Below are 24,296 nucleotides of genomic sequence, written 5' to 3'. Positions count from 1 at the left end.
TCTTTCCAGGGTTGCGGGTCAAGGGGGTTGGCGGGTCAAGGGGTTGGCGGGATGCAGGTGCTCATTCCAGGGGCATGGCACAGACATAGTCGCCGCTCGCCCAGACGATCATCCGGGCCCGCCGGTGAACGCTGAAGCCCCCGCCGAGGCCGCCGGGGATGTCCGTGTCCCAGGCGATCCGGTAGGTACCGCGGTCGAGGGCCACGATCTTCGTGCGGTTGCCTGTCGTGGCCGGGACGTAGAGCAGCTTGTCGCCGATCAGGGGCGGAATGTCGAGACTGGGTACGAGGCCGTTGAGGGTGCCTTCCCACAGCAGTTTCCCGCGGGTGGCGTCCAGAGCGACCAAGCCTGTGAGCCCCTCGGCCGCATAGACAACTCCGTCCTTGACGGCCGGTTTGCCGTAGGGAGAAAGGTCTTTGGTGAATGTGTCGTTGCGTCCTTCGCCGAATTCCCAGACCTTCTTGCCATCGACTGTGCGGCACGCGCTCAACACTCTCCCCGTGAGGCAGCAAACGATCCCGGCGTCCACCGCGAGTTGCCCAGGGAAGAGGGACTGTACGGACATGCTCTTTCCGGGGATGTCCAGGTCCAGCGCCTTGGCACCGTCGCTCGTTCTCATGGCGCCCACCCAGAGCTTGCTCTCCGTGGTGTACTTCCCGGCCCGCTTCACGTAATGGTTGACTTGACGGGCCAGTACCAGTTTGTCGCCGGTGATCCCGGCGTCGAACTGCTCTGCGTTGTACATGAAGTCAAGGCTGAAGTCGCGGCGCCAGCGTCGCTGTCCCGTACGGACGTCGACAGCCAGGACATACCGGTTCCAGGGCGATTGGATATCGTCCTTGCCGGCGGCGACGAACGCCGTCCCACCGACCGCGGCCAACGCCTGCGGCGGCTTGTACTTCTCATCCGCGTAGAACTCGGAGAAATCGGCATCGACGGTGTGAGCGCTGCCGTCCTTCATGTCGAGCGAGGCGAGGACGGGTGCTGTCCGGCCAGTGGTGCCCGGTGGTGTGAACGTATAGAGCCGCTCGCCGTCCGTGGTGACCTGTTGGGGGTTCTTGACCCCCTCGGAAGTCCACCGCCGTTGGCCGGTCCTGGCGTCGAACGCGACCAGTCCCTTGCGGGACATCACCACGACGAGGTCACCGACCGCCATGGGGACGGATTTGGTGTCAGACTTGTCGAGCGTGGCCCACCACACCGCACGGTCCGGGACGTTCGCCGGGCGACGTGGACGGGAGGCGGACGGCGAGGGTTTGGCGGCCGCCCTACCGCCGCTCCCGCCCGCGGACCATGCCCAGGCGACGCCCGCCGCCACCGCGCCCAGGCCGGCCACCGAGCCGCCGACGACGGCCAGCAGGCCGCGCCGTGACAGGCCGGAGGGCGGTGGCGCCGTGGGTACGGGCGGTGGTGCGGGCGCCCGGCGGGGCTGTACGCGCCAGACCTCGGCGCCGCGCCGGGCGATGTCCGCCAGGATCGCGTCGGGCAGTGCGTCGGCGAACTGCGGCTCCTCCGGGCCGAGTTGCGCGGCCAGCTCGGCGGTGGACGGGCGGCTGGCCGGGTCCTTGTCCAGGCAGGCCGCCAGGACGGGCAGCAGCCCGTCCGGCACACCGGTGAGGTCGGGCTCGGCGTAGCGGACGCGGTAGAGGAGGTCGGCGGGGTTGCCCGCGCCGAAGGGGCCGCGTCCCGTTGCCGCGAAGACCAGGACTCCGGCGAGGGCGAACACGTCGCCCGCGGGGGTGTGTTCCTGCCCGGCGGCCTGTTCCGGGGACATGAAGGCCGGAGTTCCGGCGGCGGTGCCGGTCTGCGTCAGCCGGCCGTCGCCGACTGCACGGGCGATGCCGAAGTCGATGAGCTTCGGGCCGAAGGCGGAGACGAGGATGTTGGACGGCTTCAGGTCGCGGTGCACGACGTCGGAAGCGTGGAGTTGTCCCAGTGCTCCGCACAGGACGGTGCCCAGTGCGCGTACCGCTCGCTCCGGGAGCGGGCCCGCCATGGTGACCGCCGCGTCGAGCGACGGGCCGAGGACGTACTCGGTGGCCAGCCAGGGCAGTGGGGCGAGGGGGTCTGCGTCGAAGACCTCGGCGCCGTAGCGGCCGCCCATGACGCGTGCGGCGTCGGCCTCGAGCCGGAACCGGGTGCGCAGGGTGAGGTCGTCGTCCTGCCGGTGAGCCGTCTTCAGCGCGACCGTACGGCCGCGGGCGGAGCGGGCGAGGTAGACGGTGCCCATGCCGCCGCTGCCCAGCCTGGCCAGCAGCCGGTGGCCGCCGAGTTCCGCGGGGTCTTCGTGGGTGAGAGGGAAGAACACGTGGGTCAGTCCGTCCCGGTTTCCATGGCAAGCAGTGCGGACGACTGCCGGGTCAGCTCGGCGATGACCCGGGGCGGCAGCCAGCCCGGCCCGAACAGCGCGGCCGCGTGCCCGCCGTTCGGCATGGTCGCGTGCGGGGCGTACGGCTGCGGTGCGGGACCGAAGCCGCCGACGGGGGCGGTCAATTCCTGGAGGATTTGGGTAATTTGAGGGCGGCTATGCGGATTACTGGCCGTGCATGCGGAGATGAGGGCGCGGAGGCGTTCCGGGAGCGTGCGTCCTGCCGTCGCATGGGCCAGCACTCTGCCCAGCGCGTGGACGTCGTCCGTCGGCTGCGGCTGCGGGTGCGGTCCGTCGGGTGCCGCTGCGCGCGTCGCGCCGAAAGCGGTGAGCCGGGGGCCGTCGGCGGCCAGGAGGAGCGCCGACGGGGAGATGCCCGCGTGGGTGATGCCCGCGTGGTGCAGGGTGACGAGCGTCTCGGCGAGTGCGGCACCCAGGGCGACGACCGTGCGCTCGGGAAGCGGTCCGCCGTGCGCGGTGAGCGCGGCGGGCAACGGCACGGCGGGGACGTACGGTCCGGCGTGCCAGCCCGGCGCCACTTCGTCCACGGCGGCGAGCCAGGGAGCGGGCAGCCTCCGGGCGGCCTCCGCCTCCGCGGCGGCGCGGTGTACGTCCACACCGTCCTGCGGGGTGCGGATCAGGACCGTACGGTCGCTGTTCGCGCTGCGCGCAATGAAGCGGTGTTCGGCGGGCGGGGCATCGCTCAACCATGCGTCCAGCCGGGCCAGCACCCGATAGGGGCCGATCTGTTCCGGGTCGCCCAGGCGGAGCGGTTCCATGCGTTGTGTCCCCCCAAGTCGGTATTGCGGAGACAGGAGCCTACTCATACGTCAATCCGGGATTGACGGCACCCATGGTCTCCACGGCACCCTGGGAAGCAGTGACACACCGCGCGGGCGGATGAGGTCAGCGGGCCTGCCGCAGTGTCACTAATGACGATTAGTCTTGATGACTGTACGCACTTGAGAAGTCGGCGCCGGAGCCGGACCGCAGCGTGGTCAGCGACAGGGTTCCGGGGCCGTCGGACCACGGGAACGGCCCGCTCCCGACAAGTGATTTCACGGGGTGCCGGGCCATACCAGCAGGAGGCAATGTGAGCAGCGATCGGGACGAGATCCGCGCGGCCGGGGTCAATGGCGGCGAGAACCGGTCCGACGCCGGTCACGAGCGGGACGCGGAGCAGGAGCACGAACGGACCGGCGAGTTCACCATCGACTACACGCCGCCCGCCTGGTACATGCAGACCACGCCGTCCAGCGGGGCGCCGGGTCCGGCTGCCGCGCCGCCGCCCCCGCCGCCTGCACCGTCCGTACCACCGGTCGCACCGATCGCACCAGTCGCGCCGGTCGATGCGGCTCCTGCTCCGGCTCCGGCCGATGCCGCCCCGGTGGCGGACGCGACGCCCGAGGGTGCGCGCGTCCGGCGTGACGGGACGCTCCGGCTGTCCGCTTCCGAGCTGCTGAACGAGATCACGGAGCGCATGGGCAAGACGGACGAACCGGATAAGTCTGATGCTCCGGTGGATAGTTCGCGTCCCGATGCCAGTGCCGACGCTGGTGCGGACGTTGTCCCCGAGGTGACGGACGGCAGTCTGCGCAGCGAGGGCACGATGCGGTTCTCCGCGGCGGCGCTGCGGAGCAAGGTCGCCGCGGAGAGCGGAGCGGAGGAGGCGAAGGCCGAGGAGCCGCCGGTCTCACTGCCGGACGAGCCGAACGCCTCGACGGAGTCGTGGACTCCGCCGTCCGTTCCGCAGGCTTCCCTGCCCCCGCTCCCGCCGGACTTCCAGCCCGCGTCCCCGGTTCCGCCCGCGCCGCTGCCGGTGCCGCCTCCGGCGCCGGATGCCTCGGCGCCCGCGCCGCAGCCCGCGCCCCCGGCCGAGCCGGACGGCGTCGCACCGGCGCCTTGGACCCCGCCCGCTCCTGCGCCAATGGCGCCGCCCGCCGCGAACTCCGGCGCGCCGCAGGGTGTCCCTGCGGTGCCGCCTCCGCCGGTCGGTTACGGGCAGCCGGGGCCGTATGCGCAGGGGCCTGTCGTGCCGCCCTCTGTGCCGGAGGGGTACGGGCTTCCGCAGCCTGCCGCGCCGGCGGCCTACAACCTGCCTGCGCCGAAAACCGGTTACGGTCAGCCGCCGCAGGTGGCCCCGCCGCAGGGCGTGCCGCCTCAGCTCGCGGTGCAGCAAGCCGCACCGCAACCCGCGCTCCCGGCCGCACCGGAGAGCGCCGCACCGGCGGCATGGACCCCGCCTGCGCCCGCGCCTGCGCCGCAGCCCGCGCCTCCGGCCGAGCCGGATGGCGTCGCACCGGCGCCTTGGGCGCTGCCCGCCCCCAACCCCGGTCCGCAGCAGGGTGGTTACGGCTATCCGCGCCCGGAGGCCGATCCGAACGGTGCCGTCGCGCCGGCGCCGCCGGCCGAGCCGCAGCCCGCTCCCGCTCCCGCTCCCGTGCAGGATCCCCGGGCCGCCGCGGAGCAGCCCGTTCCGCCTGCCGCGCCCGCCGACCCGCGTACCGGCGGCTGGCCCACCGTGACGCCCGAGCAGCGTCAGCGGTCCGTGCACGGTGCGCCGTTGGGCTTCACCGCGGCGGTGGAGCTGTCGTCGGAGCGTCTGCTCAAGAGCAAGCCCAAGCCGAAGAAGCAGAGCGGCGGCGGCCTGTTCAAGTTCGGCGGCAAGAAGGAGGAGGCCGAGCGGCAGCGCAAGCTGGAGCTGATCCGTACGCCCGTCCTTTCCTGCTACCGCATCGCGGTCATCAGCCTCAAGGGCGGCGTCGGCAAGACGACCACGACCACGGCGCTCGGTTCGACGCTCGCCAGCGAGCGTCAGGACAAGATCCTCGCGATCGACGCCAACCCGGACGCGGGCACGCTCGGCCGCCGTGTGCGGCGCGAGACGGGTGCGACGATCCGTGACCTCGTGTCGGAGATCCCCCGGCTCAACAGCTACATGGACATCCGCCGTTACACGTCGCAGGCGCCGTCCGGGCTGGAGATCATCGCCAACGACGTGGACCCGGCGGTCTCGACGACGTTCAACGACGAGGACTACCGGCGGGCGATAGACGTTCTGGGCAGGCAGTACCCGATCATCCTCACCGACTCGGGTACCGGTCTCCTCTACAGCGCGATGCGCGGGGTCCTCGATCTCGCCGACCAGTTGATCATCGTCTCGACTCCGTCGGTGGATGGCGCGAGCAGCGCCAGCACCACGCTGGACTGGCTTTCCGCGCACGGCTACAGCGAGCTCGTCGCGCGGAGCCTCACGGTCATCTCGGGGGTCCGCGAGACCGGAAAGATGATCAAGGTCGAGGACATCGTGTCCCACTTCGAGACCCGTTGCCGGGGTGTCATCGTGGTGCCGTTCGATGAACACCTGGCGGCGGGTGCGGAGTTGGATCTCGACATGATGCGGCCGAAGACGCGTGAGGCGTACTTCACGCTTGCGTCGATGGTCGCGGAGGACTTTGTGCGGGCGCAGCAGGGGCTGTGGGGTGGGGGTGGGCAGCCGATGGCTGCGCCTGCGCCGCAGCAGCCGCAGCCTCAGCCGCCGGTGCAGGGTGGGTATGCGGCGCCGGAGCAGCCGGGGCCGTACAACCCGTACGGGGCGCCTCCGGCGGGGTACCCGCAGCAGCCTCAGCCTCAGCCGCCGGTGCAGGGTGGGTGGCCTCAGCAGCCGCAGCCGCCTCAGCCGGGTGGGTACGGGTATCCGCAGCAGTAGTGGTGGCGGGTGGGGGTGGGGCGGGGTGGGGAGTTGTGCCCCTGCCCCGCCCTTTCACCGTTTCTTCCGGGGCTCCGCCCCGGGCCCCGAAACCGCGCTCCGCGCGGTTGTCCTCAAACGCCGGACGGGCTGACTTGTAGCCCGGCCGGCGCTTGAGGCCGAGCGGCGAAGCCGCGACAAGGGGGCCAGGGGGCGAAGCCCCCGAAACGGGGTCCGGGGGCGCAGCCCCGGGAAACGGCGAAAGGGTGGGGCCGGGGCGACCACCCCCACCCCCGCAGCCTCAGGCGTCGAGCCGGTCGGCGGTCAGGGCGCGGGCCTGGTTGACGTCTTCCGCCATGCGCTCGAGCAACGCCTCGATGGAGTCGAACTTCTCCATGCCGCGCAGGTACGCGAGGAAGTCGACGGCCACGTGCAGGCCGTACAGGTCGAGGTCGACCCGGTCGATCGCATACGCCTCGACCGTCCGCTCGGTCGCGTCGAACTGCACGTTCGTACCGACCGAGATCGCCGCCGGCATCGACTCGCCGCCGACGACCAGCCAGCCCGCGTAGACCCCGTCCGCCGGGATCGCCGTGTGCGGGAGGGTCTCGACATTCGCGGTCGGGAAGCCCAGCTCGCGGCCGCGCTGTGCGCCGCGGACCACGATGCCCTCGACGCGGTGCGGGTGGCCGAGGATCTCCCGGGCGCCCGCGACGTCGCCCTCGGCGACCAGGCCCCGGACCAGCGTGGACGAGAACGGCTGCCCGATGTCCCCCTCGCCCCTGACCTCGAGGTCGATCACCTCGACGTCGTAGTCGTAGGTGGCGCCGAGCTCCTCGAGGAAGCCGACCGTGCCCGCCGCCCGGTGGCCGAAGCGGAAGTTGGGGCCCTCGACGACCAGCTTGGCGTGCAGCTTGTCGACCAGGACCTTCACCACGAAGTCGGCGGGCGACAGCTTCGAGAACTCCGCCGTGAACGGCAGGATCAGCACCGCGTCCACACCGAGTTGCTCGATCAGCTCCGCGCGGCGGTGGTGCGGGGCCAGCAGCGGCGGGTGGCTGCCGGGCCGGACGACCTCGCTGGGGTGCGGGTCGAAGGTCACCACGACCGAGGGCACCCCGAGCTCACGCGCCCGTTCCACGGCACGACCGATGATCACCTGGTGCCCGCGGTGCACCCCGTCGTACGAGCCGATGGTGACGACGCTGCGCCCCCAGTCCTGGGGGATGTCCTCCAAGCCACGCCAGCGCTGCACTGTGCCCGCTCCTCGCCGAACCCGAAACCCGAACTCTTGTCTGTTGAATAACGCAGGTCTAAGAGTGCCATGCCGGTTGTCGGCGGTCCGCATCGGCCGGTGCCCCCTCGGTCCCCTCCCCCGTCTCCTCCTTCCCGTCGGCCTCGTCGGCGGCGGCCCCGTGCTCGGCTTCCGGCTCGGCGACCCCGGCGGTGAGCCGGATCCGGGCACGCGCGCCCACCACTTCCTCCCACTGCGCGGGCGCCGATTTCAGCCACCGGCGCACCTGCGCGCCGAACACCGGGACCTCCCGGGCGAGCTGCAGCAGCCTGCGGTCGAAGCAGGCGGAGCCCTCCGGGGTGCGGACCATGAGCTCCCCGGTACGGCGCACGAGCTCGCGCGTACGCGCCTCGGCACGCTCCGGGGCGCCCTCGGCCAGGGCGCGCAGCAGGGCGTCGAGCACGCCCTCCTCGTACGGTCCCTTCTCCTCGCGTTCCAGCAGCACCTCGAGCAGTTCCTGGCGCATCGCGCGCGAGCGCGCGGTGCCGGGGGCGGCGAGGACGGGCGCGAGGGCGCGGCGGACCTGGGCGGGGCGGGTGCGCAGCAGGTCGGTGACGAGCGGGAGGAGGACGGCGCGGGCGCCGGGGCCGTACTCCAGGCGCCGTTCGACGAACTCCGCGGCGTGCCCGGCGCCCTCGGGGCAGTGCTCGAGGTGCTCCCTGACCAGGGCAGCCGCCCGGCGGGCAAGGCCGGGCGTGGTGGCCTCGGCGAGGGTGCGCAGGATGGCGGCGGGGCCGTCGCCCGGCTCGTAGAGGCGGGCGCGGAAGGCGGCGAGGACGGGTTCGGAGTGGGTCGGGAAGGCGACGGCCAGGGCGGCGGGCGGCAGGTGGGGGTCGCCCGCCGCGAAGCGGACGACGGCCTGCGGGAGGTACTTGGCGCGGGTGGCGCGGTCGCGCAGCAGGACGGCGAGCGCGGTGCCGTGCAGGGCCTCCGCGGAGGACCGCTCCAGCAGGGCGAGAGCGGCGTAGCGCAGGAGCTCGCGGTCGGCGTCGGTGGTGACGTGGGGGGCCGCCTTGATGCCGTACGCGGCGGCGGCGACGTGCAGTTCGACGCGGTCGTCGTGGGCCCAGCGGTCCACGGCGCGGCAGAGCGCGGAGGTCTCGTCCTCGGCGAGGGCGGCCAGCAGTTCGTCCGCGCGGGGGTGGGCGGTGGCGACGAGCGCGTCGGCGAGGTCGTCCACGGCGCGCCGGCGGTGGGTGTGCAGGAGGGCCTGGGCCGCGGCGGCGACGGTGAGCGGTTCGACGTCGGTGCCGTCGCCAGGGGCGGTGAGCAGCGGGCGGTCGTCGGTGAACCAGCGGCAGACGAGGGTCTGCGCGGCGCACGGGTCCTCGAGGAGCAGGGAGACGGCCGAGGGCAGGAAGCGGTCGCAGCGGTTCGCCGGGGGGCCGCCGGAGGGCGGGCGGTCGGCGGGGATCAGGCGGCGCAGCAGGTCGAGGCGGTCGGCGAGGCCGAGGCGCAGCCGCAGCCAGAAGGCGGGCCCGAACTCGGTGAGGCCGCCGAGGGTGTCGGTCGCTCCGCTGTCGAAGCCGCCGACGAGCCGGGCGCAGGCGGTGAGGCGGTCGGCGAGGAGCCGCAGGACGCCCAGGTAGGGGGTGGCGTCGGGGACGCGCAGCAGGGTCTCGGCGAGCAGGTGCGCCGCCCACCAGGCGGGGTCGGTGAGCGCGTGCCCGTACCCCTCGCGGTCGTCCTTCTTCGGCACGAGGGTCTCCACCGCGTGGACCAGGGCGGTGAGGCGGCGGGAGAGCTCGGCGGGGCCGGAGCGCCGGGCGAGCATGATGAGCGCCTGGAGGACGGGGCCGATGCGGTGCCGGGGCACGGGCAGGGCTCTGGGCGCCTCCCGCGTCTCCGTCCCGCCGCGGCGGCCCTTGCGGCGCCCCGTACGGCCGGAGCGGCCGGAGCCGGGCGGGGGCGGCACATGGCCGCCGGGTCCGGGGGCGGGCCCGCCGCCGCGGCGGGACGGGAGCCGTACGACCGCCTCGGCGGGCGGGGCGGACGCCGAGGCGGCCTCGTACCAGCGGTGGACCAGGGCCTGCAGGGCAGCGTCGAGGTCGAGATGGGTGCCGTGCAGCCAGTCCGCGAACTCCTCGTGGGCGAAGCGGTAGCCGGAGCCCGCCGGGACGAGCAGGCCCTCGGTGAGCACCGCCGAGGCCCAGCCCGTGCGCCAGGGGAACAGCTCCTCGAAGGCGTCGCGCTCCAGCTCGCCCTGGCCCGGGCCCAGGCACAGCCGGGCCGCCTCGTGCACCTGTCCGGCGACCCGCGCGGCGAGCCTGCGCACCGCGGTGCCGCGCAGCTGCGGCCTGCGGGCCGCGGCGAGCCGTACGGCGATGCGCAGGCAGATCAGGTCGAGGTGGGCGGAGAAGATGTCCCAGCGGTCGGGGAGGCCCCGGTCGGCGGCCCGGCCGGCACCGGCCGGGAGCGCGGCGCGGACCTCGGTGAGCAGGCGCAGCGCCAGGGGGTGGCAGGCGTCGGCGGGGTCGACGGCGTCCGCGGGGAGGGCGTAGCCGCCGCGGGCGGCGGCGGCCTGGCCGGGCGTGAGGTCGCCGAGGCGGACGCACGCCGGGAGGGCGGGCGAGGACGGTGCGCCGGCTCCGGTGTCCGCGGCGCCGAGGGTGGCGGCGGGGGTGTACAGGAGGGCGGGCGGGAAGAGGTCGCCGGCCGTCTCCCAGTGCTCCGGCCGGCAGGCGACGACGAGCCGGGCGCCGGCCTTCTCCAGCCACGCGGCCGTCGCCTCCGTCCAGGCGGGCAGGGCGTGGGCGAGGAGGGGCGGCATCTCCTCGGGGCTGTCGAGGAGGACGAGCAGGGGCCGCCCGGCCCGGTGCGCGAGCTCGGCGACGGCGTCGGGGGTGGCGGCGGAGATGTCCGCCACCGTGACCGTGGACCCGGCGGAGGCGGCGACGATCCGGCCGGCGGCGCGCAGCGCGCGGGCGATGGCGTCGCGCATGCTCTCGTCGTCCGCGCGGAGGTCCGCGCCGCGCAGCCAGAGCGTGGGCGCGGGCTCCGCGCCGCGCGCCCGCCGCCCGGCGAGTGCGCCGAGCTCGGTGGTCCGGCCCGTGCCGGGTTCGCCGACGAGGCCGAGGACGCGGGGTGCGCCGTCCTCCCGGCCGTCCAGGAAGGCGGTGAACTCCCGCTCCGTTTCCGGGCGTTCGACCGGGTCGCGCCAGACGCGGGGGGTGACGACGGACCCCAGGGAGGTGGCCGTGAGCTGGAGGGCGCCCGCGAGGTTGAGGTCGGGGCCGTAGGCGGGGACGGTCGCGGCGTTGCGCTCGAGGATCTCCGCGAGCGTGCCGCCCGCCCGGGCGGCGGTGGCGTGCAGGGGGATCGCGAATCCGGCGGCCTCGCGGTCGGCCTGGAGCGCGGTACCGAGGACAGCGACCACGGATCCGGATTTCGCGTCGAGCACGGGCCCGCCGGTGGCCTCGTCGCCGAGGCGGAGCGCGGCGCGTTCGGTGATCGACAACTCGAGCGCGGTGCCGAGCAGATGGAAGCGGTCGGTCGCCGTGTAGGTCACCACGGCGCTGCCGACGACCTGCGCCTGGTGCCAGCGTCCGGCACGCAGCCGGACCTTGGTGCCGCACGCGACGGGCTTCGCCGCCGCGACGGCCAGCGGCGGCATGTCGAGCCCCTCGGTACGGATGAGGGCGAGGTCGCACTCCGGCAGCGGGGTCACGGCGTCGGAGCCGACGACCACGGTGCGCTCACCGGGTGCGTGCAGGACCAGGCAGGCGAGGCCGTCGACGGCTTCGTGGCTGGTCATCAGGGTGGAGCGGTCGTCGACGGGAAAACCCGTGCCACGCGGCCGCCCGGCCAGATCGGTGATACGCACCAGTGATTCGTCCGCATCGGTCCGCCGACCGCTCATCCGCCGAACCTCCCCGCCATGTCGTACGCCCGTACGTGCGTGCGTTCCGACGGTAGGCAGCGGTTGATCCGCGGGACAGATCGCGGGCCGAACGCGCCCCCTTCCACCCCCCTGGTTCACTCCGAGCGCCTGCCCGTTGGGGTGAATCCTGCGTATCAGATGGATAGACAGCGAGTGAGGGGGGTCGTCGGGCGGGGAACGCGGTGGACCGCGGTCCCCGCCCGACGGTGGTTCAGCCCCGGTTCAGCCCCGGTTCAGCCCCGGTTCAGCCGAAGACCGCGAGGCTCTTCGCCCGGCCGCCCTGGTTCTCGACCAGGGCCAGGAAGGTGCCGTCCGGGCCGAAGACCGCGACCGCTCCGGGCCGGTCGAAGAGCGGCATCCGGATCCGTACGCCGTTGCCCAGCAGCCGCGCCTGCTCCTCGGTCACGTCCCAGCGCTGGAACGCCGCGGTGGCCGCGTCCGCCACCGGCATCACGGTGAGCTCCTCCTGGAGCGCCTCGAGCGTGCGGGCCTCGCCGATCCCGTACGGGCCGACGCGGGTGCGCCGCAGCGCCGTGAGGTGGCCGCCCACGCCCGTGTCGGCACCGAGGTCGCGCGCGAGGGCGCGCACATAGGTGCCGGACGAGCAGACGACGGAGACCAGCAGGTCCTGCACCGGGGTGCCGTCCTCGGCCTCGGCCGGGTGCACGGCGTGCACGGCGAAGGAGGACACCGTCACCGGGCGGGCGGGGATCTCGAATTCCTCGCCCTCGCGCGCCCGCTTGTACGAGCGCTTCCCGTCGATCTTGATCGCGCTGACCTTCGACGGGACCTGCATGATCGCGCCGGTGAGCTTGGCGACACCGGCGTCGATGGCCTCGCGGGTGACCCCGGAGGCGTCCGCGGAGGAGGTGATCTCCCCCTCCGCGTCGTCCGTCACGGTGTTCTGGCCGAGACGGATCGTGGCCACGTACTCCTTCTCGGTCAGCGCGAGGTGACCGAGCAGCTTGGTGGCCCGCTCGACGCCGAGGACGAGCACGCCGGTCGCCATCGGGTCGAGCGTTCCCGCATGGCCGACGCGCCGGGTACGGGCGATGCCGCGCATCTTGGCGACGACGTCGTGCGAGGTGAAGCCGGCCGACTTGTCGACGATGATCAAGCCGTCCGGCGTGGTGGACTTGCGGTTCATTCGGCGGTCGTGTCCCCGTCCTCGGCGGCCCCGGCCTCTTCCGGCTTCCGGTAGGGGTCGGCCTCACCGGCGAACGTCTTGCCGGAGGACGCCTCGCGCACCTGCGCGTCGGAGGAGCGCGCCCGGTCGAGGAGGTCCTCGATGGTCCGGGCGTTCTCCGGCAGCGCGTCCGCCACGAACGTCAGCGTCGGGGTGAACTTGGTGCCCGCCGCCTTGCCCACCGCGGAACGCAGCATGCCCTTGGCGCTCTCCAGCCCGGCGGCAGCGCTCGCGCGCTCCTCGTCGTCGCCGTAGACCGTGTAGAAGACCGTCGCCTCCCGCAGGTCGCCGGTGACCCGGGTGTCCGTGATGGTCACGTGCGTGCCGAGGCGCGGGTCCTTGATACCGCGCTGCAGCTTCTGGGCGACCACCTCCCGGATGAGGTCCGCCAGCTTCTTCGCCCGCGCATTGTCGGCCACTGGTCCGTCTCCTTACTTGTTTCAGTCGTCGTGCTCGCCGTGGAACCGCCGCCGCACCGACAGCAGCTCCACTTCAGGACGTGCGGCGACCCAGCGCTCGCAGCGGTCCAGTATGTCCGTGAGGTGCACCGCGTCCCCGGAGACCGCCGCCAGGCCGATGACGGCTCTGCGGTACAGGTCCTGGTCTCCGACCTCCGCCACGCTCACCGCGTATTTGCGGTGCAGCTCGGCGACGATCGGACGGACGACGGAGCGCTTCTCCTTCAGCGACCGGACGTCGCCGAGGAGGAGGTCGAAGGACAGCGTCCCTACGTACATGCAATGCGGGTTCATGCCACCCGTGGGGCCTCAGGTATCCGTGATTCGCACGGCTCATTCGAACCGTACACGCAACGGCCGGGGCCGATCGACGGATTTCCCGCCGACCGGCCCCGGATACGGTCAGTGCGATCAGCCGCGCGGCTTCTCGCGCATCTCGTACGTCGCGATGACGTCGTCGATCTTGATGTCGTTGAAGTTTCCGAGGTTGATACCGCCCTCGAAGCCTTCGCGGATCTCGGTGACGTCGTCCTTGAAGCGACGCAGACCGACGATGGTGAGGTCCTCGGCCACGACCTTGCCGTCGCGGATGAGGCGCGCCTTGGTGTTGCGCTTGACCTCGCCGGAGCGGATGAGGACACCCGCGATGTTGCCCAGCTTGGACGAGCGGAAGACCTCGCGGATCTCCGCCGTACCGAGCTCGACCTCTTCGTACTCCGGCTTCAGCATGCCCTTCAGGGCCGCCTCGATCTCCTCGATCGCCTGGTAGATGACCGAGTAGTACCGGACGTCGACGCCCTCGCGCTCGGCCATCTGCGTGGCACGGCCCTCGGCGCGGACGTTGAAGCCGATGACGATGGCGTCGGAGCCGGTCGCCAGGTTGATGTCCGACTCGGTGACCGCACCCACGCCACGGTGCAGCACGCGGATGTCGACCTCCTCGCCCACATCGAGCTGGAGCAGCGAGGACTCAAGAGCCTCGACCGAACCGGACGCGTCGCCCTTGATGATGATGTTGAGGTCCTGGACCAGACCGGCCTTGAGCACCTTGTCGAGGTCCTCGAGGGACACCCGGCGGGTGCGCTTGGCGAAGGCGGCGTTGCGCTCGCGCGCAGCGCGCTTCTCGGCGATCTGGCGTGCCGTACGGTCCTCGTCGACGACGAGGAAGTTGTCGCCGGCGCCCGGGACGTTGGTCAGACCCAGGACGAGGACGGGGGTCGACGGACCCGCTTCCTCGACGTTCTGGCCCTTGTCGTCGAGCATCGCGCGGACACGACCGTAGGCGTCACCGGCGACCATCGTGTCACCGACGCGGAGGGTACCGCGCTGGACGAGCACGGTGGCCACGGCGCCGCGGCCACGGTCGAGGTGGGCCTCGATCGCGATGCCCTGCGCGTCCTGCTCCGCGTTGGCGCGCAGGTCGAGCGAGGCGTCCGCGGTGAGGACCACGGCCTCCAGCAGGCTGTCGATGTTCAGGCCCTGCTTGGCGGAGATGTCGACGAACATCGTGTCGCCGCCGTACTCCTCGGCCACCAGACCGAACTCGGTGAGCTGACCGCGCACCTTGGTCGGGTCGGCACCCTCGACGTCGATCTTGTTGACCGCGACCACGATCGGCACGTCGGCCGCCTTGGCGTGGTTCAGGGCCTCGATCGTCTGCGGCATGACACCGTCGTTGGCCGCCACCACGAGGATCGCGATGTCGGTCGACTTCGCACCACGGGCACGCATGGCGGTGAACGCCTCGTGACCCGGGGTGTCGATGAAGGTGATCGCGCGCTCTTCGCCGTTGACCTCGGTGGCGACCTGGTAGGCACCGATGTGCTGGGTGATGCCACCGGCCTCGCCCGCGACGACGTTCGTCTTGCGGATCGCGTCGAGCAGTCGGGTCTTACCGTGGTCGACGTGACCCATGACGGTCACGACCGGCGGACGGGAGACGAGCATTTCCTCGCCGCCCTCGTTCTCACCGAACTCGATGGAGAACGACTCGAGCAGCTCGCGGTCCTCCTCCTCCGGGCTGACGATCTGAACGGTGTAGTTCATCTCGCCGCCGAGCAGCTCGAGCGTCTCGTCCGAGACCGACTGCGTGGCGGTGACCATCTCGCCGAGGTTCATCATCACGGCGACGAGCGACGCCGGGTTGGCGCCGATCTTCTCCGCGAAGTCGGTGAGGGAGGCACCACGGGAGAGACGGATGGTCTCGCCGCCGCCGCGCGGCAGCATCACGCCGCCCACGGACGGGGCCTGCATGGCCTCGTACTCCTGGCGCCGCTGACGCTTGGACTTGCGGCCACGACGGGCCGGACCGCCGGGACGGCCGAAGGCACCCTGCGTGCCACCACGGGCACCCGGACCACCGGGACGACCGCCGAAGCCGCCGGGACGACCGCCGCCGAAGCCGCCGCCACCACCGGGGCCACCGCCACCGGGACGACCGGCGAAGCCGCCGCCGCCACCGGGACGACCGCCGCCGCCGGGGCCGGCCGGACGGCCGGCGAAGCCCGGACGACCGGCACCGCCGCCGGGACGACCGGCACCGCCGCCGCCACCGGGACCACGACCGCCGCCACCGGGGCCCGGACGCGGGCCGGCAGCCGGACGCTGCGGCATCATGCCCGGGTTCGGACGGTTACCCGCCGGGGCGCCGGGGCGCGGAGCGCCGCCCGGAGCCTGCGGACGGGGCATGCCGCCCGGAGTCGGACGCGGGGCACCGCCCTGCGGACGCGGAGCGCCGCCGGGACCGCCCTGCGGACGCGGACCGCCGGGGCCGGCCTGGCCGCCGCCGGGACGCGGCCCCTGCGGGCGCGGGGCCTGCGGACGGGCCATGCCGGTGGAGCCACCGGAGGTGAAGGGGTTGTTGCCCGGACGCGGACCGGCCGGACGGGCACCCGGACGCGGACCGCCCTGGCCCTGGCCGGGACGCTGACCACGACGGTCGCCGCCCTGCTGGCCGGACGGACCCGGACGGGCACCACCCGGACGCGGGCCGGGGGCACCACCGGGACGCGGCGCGGACGGGGCCGCGGGCTGCGCCGGGGGCGCGGAGAACTCGGCCGCCGGCACCGGGGTGACCGGAGCGGGCTTGGCCGGAGCCGGAGCCGCGGGGGCGGGCTTGGGACCCGGACGCGGGCCGGGCGCCGGGGCGGCGCCTGCGGGCTTGGGGGTGGTGGGGGCTGCCGCCGGCTTGGGCGCCGGGGCGGCGGGCCGAGGGGCGCCCGGAGTGGGCGCGCCCGGCTTCGGGGCCGCGGCCTTGCGCGGCGCCGCGGGCTTGGCGCCACCGGACTTGCCGGCGTTGCCACCGGGTCCCTGCAGCGCGTCAGTCAACTTACGGACGACCGGCGCCTCAATCGTCGAGGACGCCGAACGGACAAACTCACCAAGTTCTTGGAGCTTGGCCATGACGACCTTGCTCTCCACTCCGAACTCCTTGGCGAGTTCGTATACCCGGACCTTAGCCACTTCGCTCCTTCTAGGTCCGGGTTGTCAACCGGACCGTCGCTACTTCATGGGCGTACTCATCGCGTACTCATCGAGTGCTCATCGCAATCTCGACCTACTTCCAACTCGCGAGGTACCTGACGTGGACCATCCCCACCTGCGGCGGGGCCGAACATTGCTGTTCGATCTATTGCTGTTCGATCCGCTCGACGAACCGGTGCAGTTCCGCGGTGTCGAACGGCCCCGGGCTTTTGAAGGCCCGGGAGAACGCCCGGCGGCGGACCGCCTGCTCGAGACAGACCAGTGTGGGGTGCACAGAGGCACCCCGGCCGGGCAGCGTACCGCGAGGATCGGGGACACAGGTTCCCTCGATCATCACGATCCGCAGCAGATCACCCTTGGCCGCTCGCTCCCGGCACCCCACACAGGTGCGCTCAGGGCATGCGCGGGCATGCGTCCGGCCAGACACTGCTTAAGTCTACCTCCCCGCGCCAACCTCACCCCTTTGGGGCACAGATCGGCAGCGCTTCCGCTTCAACCATGATCCCGGTCCCGGGACCGGATGTCACACGGCTTTTCCGTCACCGTCGGGGGGACCGCTTCCGCGCGCCCCCCGACCGCTCCGGCACGCCGTGACCGTTCCCGTCCGCTACGCCTGGTCCGAGGGCTCGGTGTCCGGACGGATGTCGATCCGCCAGCCGGTGAGCCGGGCGGCGAGACGGGCGTTCTGTCCCTCCTTGCCGATGGCGAGGGAGAGCTGGTAGTCGGGCACGGTCACCCGGGCCGAGCGCGCGGCGAGGTCGACGACCTCGACCTTGCTCACCCGCGCGGGCGACAGGGCGTGCGCCACCAGGTCGGCGGGGTCGTCCGACCAGTCGACGATGTCGATCTTCTCGCCGTTGAGCTCGGCCATCACCGCGCGGACCCGGCCGCCCATCGGGCCGATGCAGGCGCCCTTGGCGTTCAGCCCGGACCGGGTGGACCGGACGGCGATCTTGGTGCGGTGACCGGCCTCGCGGGCGATGGCGGCGATCTCCACCGAACCGTCGGCGATCTCCGGGACCTCCATGGCGAAGAGCTTCTTCACCAGGTTCGGGTGGGTGCGCGAGAGCGTCACGGACGGGCCGCGGACACCCTTGGCCACCCGGACGACGTACGTCCGCAGGCGCGTGCCGTGCTTGTACTCCTCGCCGGGCACCTGCTCCTGCACCGGCAGGATGGCCTCGAGCTTGCCGATGTCGACCAGGACGTTCTTGGGGTCCTTGCCCTGCTGGACGACGCCCGCGACGACGTCGCCCTCGCGGCCCGCGAACTCACCGAAAGTGATCTCGTCCTCGGCGTCGCGCAGACGCTGGAGGATGACCTGCTTCGCGGTGGTCGCGGCGATCCGGCCGAAACCGGACGGGGTGTCGTCGAACTCGCGGGGCTCCTCGCCCTCCTCGAGATCCTGCGGGTCCTCCTTGGCCCAGACCGTCACATGGCCGGACTGGCGGTCCAGCACCACGCGGGCCCGCCGGCGGCTTCCCTCGGTGCGGTGGTAGGCGATGAGGAGGGCCGACTCGATCGCCTCGACCAGCAGGTCGAAGGAGATCTCCTTCTCTCGCACCAGACCCCGCAGGGCACTCATGTCGATGTCCACGGCTACGCCTCCTCTTGGCTCTCGTCGCCCGCGCTCTGCGCGGGCTTGCGGTTGAACTCGATCTCCACCCGGGCCTTGGCGATCTCGTCGAAGGCCAGTCGGCGGGCGGTGGGCTTGCGGCCCTTGACTCCGGGCACCTCGAGGTCGAGTCCCTCGTCGTCCACGGCCGTGATCCGCGCGACCAGCTCACCGCCCTCGGTGAGCTGTGCCTTGATCAGCCGGCCGGTCGCCCGGACGTAGTGGCGGTGGTGGGTCAGCGGGCGGTCCGCGCCGGGGGAGGTGACCTCCAGGACATACGGGGCTCCGCCCATCGTGTCCGTCTCGTCGAGCAGCTGCGAGACCTCGCGGCTCAGCTCGGCGCACTCGTCCAGCTGGACGCCCTCGTCGGAATCCACGACGACACGCAGCACACGGCGCTTGCCCGCCGGTGTCACGTCGACCTCTTCCAGATCCAGCTCCCGTGCGCTGACGAGAGGGGCGAGCAGCTCGCGCAGCCGCTCGCTCTGGGTGGTGCTCATCCGGGTGACTCCTCGGCCGCGTGTGCTGTTGTGGGAAAGTCGCGTGTCAGGTCAAAGCCTATCTGTTCCGACAGCCGACTGACGATTCGGTGCAGCGCCCACGGGGTACACCGGCACCCTCCCGCACGCCGGTACGCTCACCTGCGGTGATCAACTGAGGCTCGGCGGAAAGAGGATCGTGCCGTTCACGACGACGACGCGGGGCGGCGACGGCCCGCGCAGACGCGGGGTTCTGGCAGGGGGTGCGGCGGCCCTGCTGCTGTCCGGATGCTCCACGGGCCCGCACGACGCAGCAGACGAACGCGCCACCGCCGACCGGCGGCTGCGCGCCCGCGCCACCGCGGACTCGGCGGCGCTGCTGGACCACTACGACGCGACCCTCGCCGCCCACTCCGGTCTCGCCCCCCGGCTGCGCCCGCTGCGGGCCGAAGTGGCCCGGCACGCCGAGGCGTTCGGGCCGCGGGCCTCGGCGTCACCGGCTCCCCGTACCGCCGTCCCCGCGGACGAGAAGGCGGCTCTCGCCGCCCTCGCGGACGCCGAGCGGCGCACCGCCGACACCCGTACCGCCGCCCTCGGCTCCGCCTCGCCCGAGCTCGCCCGGCTCCTGGCCTCCGTCGCTGCGGCGGGCGCGGCCCACATCTGGCTGCTGGGAGAGGACTCATGACGGACGGTGCCCTCGCGGCGGCCCAGGCGGCGCTCGCCGCCGAGCACGCCGCCGTGTACGGATACGGGGTCGCCGGCGCCCACTTGGCCGGGGCCCGGGCCAAGGAGGCGCGCGAGGCGTACGACGCGCACCGGGCGCGGCGGGACGCGATGTCGCGCACCGTACGGGACCTGGGCGGGCGGCCCGAGGCCGCGGCTCCCGCGTACGCGCTGCCGTTCCCGGTGCCGGACGCGGACGCCGCGCTGCGGCTCGCGGCGGAGCTGGAGAGCCGGGTGGCGGGCGTCTACGCCGATCTCGTGCGCGCCGCCGAGGGCTCGGTGCGCGGCGACGCGGCGGCGGCGCTGCGCGAGGCGGCGGTGCGGGCGGTGCGCTGGCGAGGTGGCAGCGTAGCCTTCCCAGGGCTCGCCGAACGGGCCTGACCAGTGACAACGAAAGGGACAGCACGGGGATGGGCAACGCGAACGACCGCCTCGAACCGCCGGAGCGGCTGGTACGCGCCCTGGGCTGTGACCCCGCCCACGGGGACGCCGCACGGCAGTGGCTCGCGGCACTGCCGGCCACCGCTGAGGAGTACCTGGAGCGCTGGGAGCTGACACCCGAACGAGTGCAGACTCCGGGCGGGCGCAACAGCATGGTCGTCCTCGTACGGCAGGCGGACGGCACCCCGGCCGCCCTCAAACTCACCCCGCCGGGTGATACGGCAGCACTCGAGTGCGCGGCACTGGCGCACTGGGGCGGCCTGGGCGCGGTACGGACGCTGCGCGCCGAGCCGGAGGCGGGCGCGCTGCTCCTGGAGCGGCTGCACGGCGATGTGAACCTGCGGTCCCTGCCGGAGCCGAAGGCCGTCCTGGAGGCCTCGGCGACCCTGCAGCGGCTGTGGGTACAGCCTCCCCCGGGGCACCGCTTCCCGACGGTGGCCGACCACACCGCGGCGGCGGCCGACGTGCTGCGCGAGCACCGCGAGCAGCCGTGGGCGGCGGACGCGCGGACGCTGATCGACGAGGCGCTGGAGCTGCGGGACGCGCTGACCGCCGGGGCGGCCGAGCCGCCCCGGCTGCTGCACGGCGACTACCACCAGGGCAAGGTGCTGGCGGGCGAGCGCACCCCATGGCTGGCCGTCGGCCCGCGCCCGCTCGTGGGCGAGCGGGCGTACGACCTCGCCCGGCCGGTCCGGGACCGGCTCGACACGCTGCTGGCCCTGCCCGGTGCGACGGCCACCGCCCGGCGGCGGGTGACGAAGCTGGCCGACTCGCTGGACGTCGACCGCGACCGGCTGCGCGGCTGGGCGGTCTTCCGGGCCACCGAAGCGGGCGTGCGCGAGCTCGCGCTCGGCGCCCGCCCGGCGGGCGAACTCCTGCTGGAATTCGCCGGGTTGGTCAGCTGACAGGGGTTCAACCGACGGGGTTCAGCCGACGAGCCGTCCGACGGCCTCGTCGACGGTCAGCTCCTCGCGCTCCCCGGTGCGGCGGTCCTTCAGCTCGACCACGCCCTCGGCAGCTCGGCGGCCCACGACGAGGATGGCCGGCACACCGATGAGCTCGGCATCGGTGAACTTCACGCCCGGCGACACCCCGGCGCGGTCGTCGACCAACACCCGGACGCCCGCCCGGCCCAGCTTCTCCGCGATCTCCAGGGCGAGTTCGGTCTGCAGTGCCTTGCCCGCCGCGACGACGTGGACGTCCGCCGGGGCGGCCTCCCGGGGCCAGCACAGGCCGGCCTCGTCGTGGGTCTGCTCGGCGAGGGCGGCGACCAGGCGGGAGATGCCGATGCCGTAACAGCCCATCGTGACCCGTACGGGCCTGCCCTCCGGGCCCAGTACGTCGAGCCCGAAGACGTCGGCGTACTTGCGGCCCAGCTGGAAGATGTGGCCGATCTCGATCGCCCGGTCCAGCTCCAGCCCCTCGCCGCACCGGGGGCAGGGGTCGCCCGGCTCGACCACCACGACGTCGAGGTGGCGGTCGACCGTGAAGTCGCGCCCGCACACCACGTTGCGCGCGTGCGTGTCCGGCTTGTTGGCGCCGGTGACCCAGGCGGTGCCGGGTGCGACGCGCGGGTCGGCGATGTAGGGCAGGTCCAGGCCCTGCGGGCCCACGTAGCCGCGTACGAGCTCGGGCCGGTCCGCGAAGTCCTCGGCCGTGACCAGCTCCACGACGGCGGGTGCCAGGTGCTCGGCGAGCTTGCCGAGGTCGACCTCGCGGTCGCCCGGCACGCCGACGGCCGTGATCTTGCCGTCGACCTTGACGAGGAGGTTCTTGAGCGTGGCCGAGGCGGGGATGCCCAGGTGCGCGGCGAGCGTCTCGATGGTGGGGGTGTCCGGCGTGGCCAGTTCCTCGACGGGGCCGTGCTCCTCGGCGGCCGGAGGTGTCACGACCGCGGTGACGGCCTCGGTGTTGGCCGCGTAGCCACAGGCCGGGCAGTTGGCGAAGGTGTCCTCCCCCGCCGCTGCCGGGGCCAGGAACTCCTCGGACGCCGAGCCTCCCATCGCGCCCGACACGGCGGACACGATGCGGTGGTCCAGCCCGAGGCGCTCGAAGATCCGGACGTACGCCTCGCGGTGCAGCCGGTAGGACTCGGCGAGGCCCTCGTCGGTGGTGTCGAAGGAGTACGAGTCCTTCATCTGGAACTCGCGCCCGCGCAGCACGCCCGAGCGGGGCCGCGCCTCGTCACGGTACTTCGTGTGGATCTGATAGAGGATCACGGGCAGGTCCTTGTAGGACGTGCACTGGTCCTTGACCGTGAGGGTGGCGATCTCCTCGTGCGTGGGCCCGAGCAGATACTCCGCGCCCTTGCGGTCCCGCAGCCGGAAGAGGAGGTCGCCGTACTCCTCCCAGCGCCCGCTCGCCTCGTACGGCTCCCTGGGGAGCAGCATGGGCAGCAGGACCTCCTGGCCGCCGATGGCGTCCATCTCCTCCCGCACCACGCGCGCGACGTTGTCCAGCACCCGCTTGCCGAGCGGCAGCCAGGTCCAGAGCCCCGCGGACGTACGGCGGATGTAGCCGGCGCGGACCAGCAGCTTGTGACTGGCGGTCTCCGCGTCGGCCGGGTCGTCGCGCAGCGTCTTGAGCATCGTCGCGGACATGCGCTGGACTCGGGCCATGGTGGGTCTCCTGCGGGAAAGGTACGAAGTGCCAGGAGAGTAGCCGCGGCCGACGGCGGCGAGGTACCGCTTTTTTGTCAGCGGAGCAGCGGCAGCTGCGCGCCCATCACCGCATAAGGACTCGCCGCGCTCGGACCGCATCACCCGGGGGCAACCCCCGGACCCCCGGCCGACGCACCGTCACCGCAGCAACGGCAACTGCGCGCCCATCACCGCGTAAGGACTCGCCGCGCTCGGGAAGCTCACCTGCCGGGCCAGGTCGCGGTAGCCGAGCTTGCGGTAGAGCGCCCGCGCCGGGCTCTCGATGTCGAGGGCGGAGAGGATCGAGCGGGGCTCGCGCGCGTCCGCGGTGAGCTCCGTGATGAGCGTGCGGCCGATCCGCCGGTTCTGGAAGGCGGGGTGGACGTGCAGTTCGGTGATGACGAAGGAGTCGTCGAGCCACTCCTCGCACCCCGTGGCCCGCAGATACGGTTCGACGACCGTGGACCACCAGTGGGTGCGGTCGTTCGGCATGCCGTAGACGAAGCCGACGAGGCGTCCCGTTTCCGTCGTCGCACCGAGGGCGCGGGCACCTGGGCTGGTGAGGTGTCGCAGCACGATGTGCCGCCGGACGCCGACCTCCTCCGCGGTGAGCCCGAAGGCGAGTGCCTGCACGGCCAGCGCGTCGTCCACCCGCGCGGCGAGGTCGAGCGGCCCGACCACGATGTCATCCATGCCGGGAGGCTACCTGGCGGGATGCCGGGTCCGTGGGCCGGAACGGGTCAGAACAGCACGCTCATGAACGCGCCGACTTCCTCGAAGCCGACGCGGCGGTAGGCCGCGCGCGCGGCGGCGTTGTAGTCGTTGACGTAGAGGCTGGCGACCGGGGCGACCTCGCGCAGGGCATAGCGCAGCACGGCGGCCATGCCGGTGACGGACAGGCCGCGGCCCCGGTGTTCGGGGGCGACCCAGACGCCCTGGATCTGGCAGGCCCGGTCGGTGGCGGCGCCGATCTCCGCCTTGAAGACGACGCGGCCGTTCTCGACGCGCGCGAACGAGCGTCCGGAACCGACGAGTTCGGCGACGCGGGCCTGGTAGAGGAGTCCGCCGTCACCGGCGAGCGGCGAGACGCCGACCTCCTCGGTGAACATGGCCACGCACGCGGGGAGGACGACGTCCATCTCGTCCTTGCGGACGCGGCGGACGAGCGGGTCGGGCTCGATGTCCGGGGGCATGGCGCGGGCGACCATGAGCGGCTGGTGCGCGCGGACCTCGCGGGCGGGGCCCCAGTGGGGTTCGAGGAGCGACCAGAGGGCGGCGGTGGAGGGGGCGGGGCCGACGATGGAGGAGCAGCGGCGGCCGGAGCGGCGTGCGCGGTCGGCGAAGGCCCGTACGGCCTCGGGGCCCGCGCAGATGGGGACGAGGTTGGCACCGGCGTAGCAGAGCGATTCGAGGCGCCCGCCCGCGTACCAGCCCCACATCTCGCCGCCGAGCCGCCACGGGTCGAGACCGGCGATGCGCACGCGTGCGGTGACGAAGGCGTTGGCGACGGGGTCACGGTCGAGGACGGCCAGAGCGGCGTCGAGTTCGCCGGGTTCCAGGACCTTGGTGGTGGTCGTCGTCAACACGTGTCGGGTTGCCTCACCGTCGCGGGCCGGAGGCCAAGGGGGAACAGGTCCTGGAACTGTACCTGCTCGGTTCCCGCGCGTACCCCCCTTGAGGTGGGAAGACGACGGTGCTCCGCCGCTGCGGGCGGAGCACTGCCGTACGCGGGGCGCGTCAGCTGGCGCCGGCCTCGTCCTCGCCGGAGGCGATGACCGTCGGAGTGCCGGAGGGGACGCCGTCCTTCTCCATCTGCTCGGCGAGTTTCATGGCTTCCTCGATGAGGGTCTCGACGATCTTCGACTCGGGCACCGTCTTGATCACCTCGCCCTTGACGAAGATCTGCCCCTTGCCGTTGCCGGAGGCGACACCGAGGTCGGCCTCACGAGCCTCACCCGGACCATTGACCACACAGCCCATCACCGCCACCCGCAGCGGGACCTCCATGCCCTCGAGCCCCGCGGTCACCTCGTCGGCCAGCT

The 24,296-nt window shown here is 73.0% G+C and carries 18 protein-coding genes and 1 pseudogene; 4 read left to right on the top strand and 15 right to left on the bottom strand.

Annotation, left to right across the window (positions count from 1 at the left end; genetic code table 11):
* Positions 1 to 61 precede the first annotated feature (61 nt).
* Both ACV530_RS31015 and ACV530_RS31010 read right to left on the bottom strand, forming a co-directional pair.
* Positions 62 to 2,308, bottom strand: coding sequence for a protein kinase domain-containing protein (locus ACV530_RS31015; RefSeq protein ID WP_494335989.1), 2,247 nt, complete (start codon positions 2,306 to 2,308; stop codon positions 62 to 64).
* A gap of 5 nt (positions 2,309 to 2,313) precedes the next feature.
* On the bottom strand, positions 2,314 to 3,147 hold the full coding sequence (locus tag ACV530_RS31010) for a protein kinase family protein (RefSeq protein WP_494335988.1): 834 nt from the start codon (positions 3,145 to 3,147) through the stop codon (positions 2,314 to 2,316).
* 314 nt (positions 3,148 to 3,461) lie between these two features.
* Here ACV530_RS31010 and ACV530_RS31005 point away from each other — a divergent pair, with 314 nt between their 5' ends.
* Positions 3,462 to 6,077 (top strand): SCO5717 family growth-regulating ATPase, encoded by a 2,616-nt coding sequence (locus tag ACV530_RS31005; protein WP_494335987.1) that lies wholly within the window; start codon positions 3,462 to 3,464, stop codon positions 6,075 to 6,077.
* 280 nt (positions 6,078 to 6,357) lie between these two features.
* Here the strand turns inward: ACV530_RS31005 and ACV530_RS31000 are convergent, their stop codons facing one another.
* The 9 genes from ACV530_RS31000 to rimP form a co-directional block, all read right to left on the bottom strand.
* A complete protein-coding gene (locus tag ACV530_RS31000) occupies positions 6,358 to 7,311 on the bottom strand; it encodes a bifunctional riboflavin kinase/FAD synthetase (protein ID WP_494335986.1) in 954 nt (317 codons plus the stop codon).
* 58 nt (positions 7,312 to 7,369) lie between these two features.
* Positions 7,370 to 11,209 (bottom strand): serine protease, encoded by a 3,840-nt coding sequence (locus ACV530_RS30995; RefSeq protein WP_494335985.1) that lies wholly within the window; start codon positions 11,207 to 11,209, stop codon positions 7,370 to 7,372.
* A gap of 265 nt (positions 11,210 to 11,474) precedes the next feature.
* Positions 11,475 to 12,377 carry a tRNA pseudouridine(55) synthase TruB gene (gene truB, locus ACV530_RS30990; protein WP_494335984.1) on the bottom strand — a complete coding sequence of 301 codons (903 nt, stop codon included), beginning with the start codon at positions 12,375 to 12,377 and terminating at the stop codon, positions 11,475 to 11,477.
* On the bottom strand, positions 12,374 to 12,835 hold the full coding sequence (gene rbfA / locus ACV530_RS30985; RefSeq protein WP_494335983.1) for a 30S ribosome-binding factor RbfA: 462 nt from the start codon (positions 12,833 to 12,835) through the stop codon (positions 12,374 to 12,376). Before rbfA ends, truB begins: the two co-directional genes overlap by 4 nt.
* A gap of 21 nt (positions 12,836 to 12,856) precedes the next feature.
* Entirely contained in the window at positions 12,857 to 13,153 is a 297-nt protein-coding gene (locus ACV530_RS30980) for a DUF503 domain-containing protein (RefSeq protein ID WP_494335982.1), read from the bottom strand.
* A 132-nt stretch (positions 13,154 to 13,285) separates the two neighbouring features.
* Complete coding sequence (infB, locus tag ACV530_RS30975) at positions 13,286 to 16,336, bottom strand: translation initiation factor IF-2 (protein ID WP_494335981.1); 3,051 nt, start codon at positions 16,334 to 16,336, stop codon at positions 13,286 to 13,288.
* Positions 16,337 to 16,502: 166 nt separating this feature from the next.
* Positions 16,503 to 16,784, bottom strand: a complete 282-nt coding sequence (locus ACV530_RS30970) for a YlxR family protein (RefSeq protein ID WP_494335980.1) — start codon at positions 16,782 to 16,784, stop codon at positions 16,503 to 16,505.
* A 180-nt stretch (positions 16,785 to 16,964) separates the two neighbouring features.
* Complete coding sequence (gene nusA, locus ACV530_RS30965; RefSeq protein ID WP_494335979.1) at positions 16,965 to 17,954, bottom strand: transcription termination factor NusA; 990 nt, start codon at positions 17,952 to 17,954, stop codon at positions 16,965 to 16,967.
* Between the two features lie 2 nt (positions 17,955 to 17,956).
* Entirely contained in the window at positions 17,957 to 18,472 is a 516-nt protein-coding gene (gene rimP, locus ACV530_RS30960) for a ribosome maturation factor RimP (RefSeq protein WP_494335978.1), read from the bottom strand.
* Between the two features lie 178 nt (positions 18,473 to 18,650).
* Here rimP and ACV530_RS30955 point away from each other — a divergent pair, with 178 nt between their 5' ends.
* The 3 genes from ACV530_RS30955 to ACV530_RS30945 are packed head-to-tail and all read left to right on the top strand — an operon-like array spanning position 18,651 to position 20,520.
* Positions 18,651 to 19,136, top strand: a complete 486-nt coding sequence (locus tag ACV530_RS30955) for a hypothetical protein (RefSeq protein ID WP_494335977.1) — start codon at positions 18,651 to 18,653, stop codon at positions 19,134 to 19,136.
* Positions 19,133 to 19,555, top strand: a complete 423-nt coding sequence (locus ACV530_RS30950; RefSeq protein WP_494335976.1) for a ferritin-like domain-containing protein — start codon at positions 19,133 to 19,135, stop codon at positions 19,553 to 19,555. Before ACV530_RS30955 ends, ACV530_RS30950 begins: the two co-directional genes overlap by 4 nt.
* 29 nt (positions 19,556 to 19,584) lie before the next feature.
* A complete protein-coding gene (locus tag ACV530_RS30945; RefSeq protein WP_494335975.1) occupies positions 19,585 to 20,520 on the top strand; it encodes an aminoglycoside phosphotransferase family protein in 936 nt (311 codons plus the stop codon).
* Positions 20,521 to 20,541: 21 nt separating this feature from the next.
* On the opposite strand, the gene ACV530_RS30940 is transcribed toward ACV530_RS30945, so the two are convergent.
* The 4 genes and pseudogenes from ACV530_RS30940 to ACV530_RS30925 all read right to left on the bottom strand — a co-directional run.
* Positions 20,542 to 22,233 carry a proline--tRNA ligase gene (locus ACV530_RS30940; RefSeq protein ID WP_494335974.1) on the bottom strand — a complete coding sequence of 564 codons (1,692 nt, stop codon included), beginning with the start codon at positions 22,231 to 22,233 and terminating at the stop codon, positions 20,542 to 20,544.
* 180 nt (positions 22,234 to 22,413) lie between these two features.
* Positions 22,414 to 22,947: a GNAT family N-acetyltransferase gene (locus ACV530_RS30935; RefSeq protein WP_494335973.1), complete on the bottom strand. Its 534-nt coding sequence runs from the start codon at positions 22,945 to 22,947 to the stop codon at positions 22,414 to 22,416.
* Positions 22,948 to 22,994: 47 nt separating this feature from the next.
* Entirely contained in the window at positions 22,995 to 23,840 is an 846-nt protein-coding gene (locus ACV530_RS30930) for a GNAT family N-acetyltransferase (protein WP_494335972.1), read from the bottom strand.
* A gap of 151 nt (positions 23,841 to 23,991) precedes the next feature.
* A pseudogene (locus ACV530_RS30925) lies at positions 23,992 to 24,296 on the bottom strand (flavodoxin-dependent (E)-4-hydroxy-3-methylbut-2-enyl-diphosphate synthase); the annotation flags it as partial.

It is taken from the genome of Streptomyces sp. SX-6, from assembly GCF_059089585.1.
Note: the sequence above shows the minus strand (reverse complement) of the source record. Positions and strands in the feature narration are given on the sequence as shown.

Bases quoted from the DNA above. Each gene is read 5' to 3' on its own strand.
- ACV530_RS30945 (WP_494335975.1), top strand. From the start codon at position 19,585: ATGGGCAACGCGAACGACCGCCTCGAACCGCCGGAGCGGCTGGTACGC.
- rimP (WP_494335978.1), bottom strand. From the start codon at position 18,472: ATGAGCACCACCCAGAGCGAGCGGCTGCGCGAGCTGCTCGCCCCTCTC.
- ACV530_RS30995 (WP_494335985.1), bottom strand. From the start codon at position 11,209: ATGAGCGGTCGGCGGACCGATGCGGACGAATCACTGGTGCGTATCACC.
- ACV530_RS30980 (WP_494335982.1), bottom strand. From the start codon at position 13,153: ATGTACGTAGGGACGCTGTCCTTCGACCTCCTCCTCGGCGACGTCCGG.
- ACV530_RS30935 (WP_494335973.1), bottom strand. From the start codon at position 22,947: ATGGATGACATCGTGGTCGGGCCGCTCGACCTCGCCGCGCGGGTGGAC.
- ACV530_RS30950 (WP_494335976.1), top strand. From the start codon at position 19,133: ATGACGGACGGTGCCCTCGCGGCGGCCCAGGCGGCGCTCGCCGCCGAG.
- ACV530_RS31010 (WP_494335988.1), bottom strand. From the start codon at position 3,147: ATGGAACCGCTCCGCCTGGGCGACCCGGAACAGATCGGCCCCTATCGG.
- ACV530_RS30940 (WP_494335974.1), bottom strand. From the start codon at position 22,233: ATGGCCCGAGTCCAGCGCATGTCCGCGACGATGCTCAAGACGCTGCGC.
- truB (WP_494335984.1), bottom strand. From the start codon at position 12,377: ATGAACCGCAAGTCCACCACGCCGGACGGCTTGATCATCGTCGACAAG.